Annotated in this window: 2 protein-coding genes; both read left to right on the top strand. The window is 39.8% G+C overall.

Annotation, left to right across the window (positions count from 1 at the left end; translation table 11 throughout):
* The first annotated feature begins 99 nt into the window (after positions 1-99).
* Positions 100-1,287, top strand: coding sequence for a zonular occludens toxin domain-containing protein (locus QUB10_RS34020; RefSeq protein ID WP_333207527.1), 1,188 nt, complete (start codon positions 100-102; stop codon positions 1,285-1,287).
* A partial coding sequence (locus tag QUB10_RS34015; protein WP_333207525.1) for a replication initiation factor domain-containing protein occupies positions 1,238-2,421 on the top strand: 1,184 nt, incomplete at its 3' end. The genes QUB10_RS34020 and QUB10_RS34015, both read left to right, overlap by 50 nt.

The raw sequence follows: 2,421 nt of genomic DNA, 5'->3' as shown, positions 1-2,421 counted from the left end.
CTGAGAGTTCTCAACATGGTTCTCAGCCGCGTCTAGAATTTTCGGTTGTAGGGCGATCGCTTTGCTTGGCGATCGCCTTCTAATTTAAAGGAGGTTGCTTTGCCTTTTACTGCTATTTATGGGCTTCCCGGTCGGGGCAAGAGTTTGTTGATGTTGCAGCACGGTCTGCGGATTGCTGAAAAATACAAACTTCGGTTGGTCACTAACTTCAATCTTGACCCGCTTTGTCTTGCTTATTACTGCAAAATTAATAATTTAAAATGGCTTTGGGAAAATATACCTAAAGGCATTATTTACTACGTCTCCAGTAACAAAAATTTTGCTCAATTCCTTCAAATTCAAAGAGCTGTAATTTTACTGGATGAAATGGGTCTATACGCTCCAAGCGCTCAGTCCTGGACTTTGCCACCTGAAGCTTTTAATGCAGTAGCTAACAATCGTAAAATGTGTCAGCATATTGTGTATGCGGCGCAGTATCCTACACAAGTTCATTCCTCGCTTCATCAGATTTGCTCTGAGATTCTGTATGCTGAGGGTACGACTGTGTGGAGTGAAGAATTGGAGAACGAGCGCTTACTTTTTAAGGATTGTCACTTGTTTATGCCTAGTGAGTTCGAGGTGTGGTTTCGTGACCCAAAAGTTCGCAAAAATCCTGTTAAGGTTTGGGTGTTAGCTACTAAGCATTGGAAAGGAATTATTAGCGCTCTTGATGCTCATACTTTTAGAATCTATGATAGTTTTGGCTTGTTAGAAAAACAGGATGATAAAGTATCGCTTGACAAGACTTTTGGTTATCAGCCTTATATCATAGATTCTGCTTGTTCTCTTGAACTTTCAGCGCAAGATTTACTTGATGAAGGTCACACTTTTGATGAGATAGAACAGAAACTAGACCAATATTATAAAGCTGATAGATTTAAGAAAAAGCGTATTTATGAAGCTAGCAATAATTATCCTTTTGTTGCTTGGAAGTTAGTTGGTAACATTCCTTTTTCAGGTCCTCATATTTTTCAGAAAATGCTACTTCCTTTCTGGGATATGCTTCCTGCTGCTAGTTATCCTGGATTGAAAAAATTAGATTTGAGAATTACTAGGGAATGTTTAATTTGGGATAAATTAGATAAACAGACTAAAGATGGGTATAAAATAATGTGGAGGGTTTTTCTTGGCATAATTTTTTGGTTTATTAGTTCATTGATGACTAATATATTTTTGCCTAGAAATTCTGTGATAGCTTTTGTTTGTTTTGCAGGTTCGTTTTATTTGCCCTTTCAAATGTTTAAGTAATATGGAACACTTACCTCGAAATATTAAAATTGATTGGTTGAGATTTCAGGTATCTAGTCCCTTTAGTATGCTCCGACAAGTTCAGCGGACTTTAGGATTACCGTTTGAACGCAAGCAGCAGCAATTGCAGGATGCTCGCGATACCAATATTCTTGCTTTAAATAAAGTTTGGCATGAAGTTCATGAATTTCAAGGGAGTTTGATAGGTACTCGTTATCCTGCTGCTGGCAGTCATGAACCTTACAAGCATTTTGTTGATCTTAATGGTTCCACGCTTTCAGGAGTTAGCCTTCAGAAGATTGCTGATCTTTTAGCTTTTTGTCAGTTTGAGGAGGAATTTATCGCTAATAGAATTGATATCGCTCTTGATTTTCCTGTTCAGACTCCTCGACTGTCGCGTCGTTATTGGGAGGTTTTTTTAAGTGATAATTTGTTGGTTGGATATCGCTCTATCCGTCGCATTTCTAATTCTGGCAATAATCGTCCTGGCACTACAGTATATTTAGGTTCTCGTGAGTCAGAGCGATTTGTGAGGATATATGATAAAAATATTGATGGTACAGATTACGATCGCCTTGAGATTGAATTTAAGCGTACCCGTGCTAAATGGATTATGCAGGAGATGGTTGCTTGTCCTGTTGAAGAGCTGCCTAAATTTTTAAATGGTGTGGTTTGCGGTCAAATCAATTTTTCTAGGCAGCGTGAGGATATAGAGTTTTTCAAAGATTATAAATACGGGCCTATATCTGTTCCCGCTCCGTCGCTTCATTTGGATATTGAGCGTTCTATCGCTTTCATTGAGAAACACTGCGCTACTTTGGCGATGGTTGAGGAGTTTATGGGGTCAGAGCGGTTTGATAAATTTATGCGATCAATGTTGGCGGCTGGCAAGTTGCGGATGAAGCCTCGCCACCGTACTATTTTGGAGAATGCTAAGTTTTTGGGTATTACTGCCTTGGGAGTTTTTTTGATGTTGGTTGTTCAAACTCCTGGTGCGATCGCTGGTGGGTTGACCTGTCCTGCTCCGTTGCCGCTCTCGTTTCAGATGAGCCAGAAATTTCCGATCGACATCGTGCAGCCGACCCCGGCAGAGCAGGCTTATTTTGATAACATCGGTGATGGTTGCTTTCAAAT

It is taken from the genome of Microcoleus sp. B5-D4, from assembly GCF_036705145.1.
Classification (GTDB): Bacteria; Cyanobacteriota; Cyanobacteriia; order Cyanobacteriales; family Microcoleaceae; genus Microcoleus.
The sequence above is the reverse complement of the archived record's forward strand: the minus strand, read 5'-3'. Positions and strand labels throughout refer to the sequence as shown.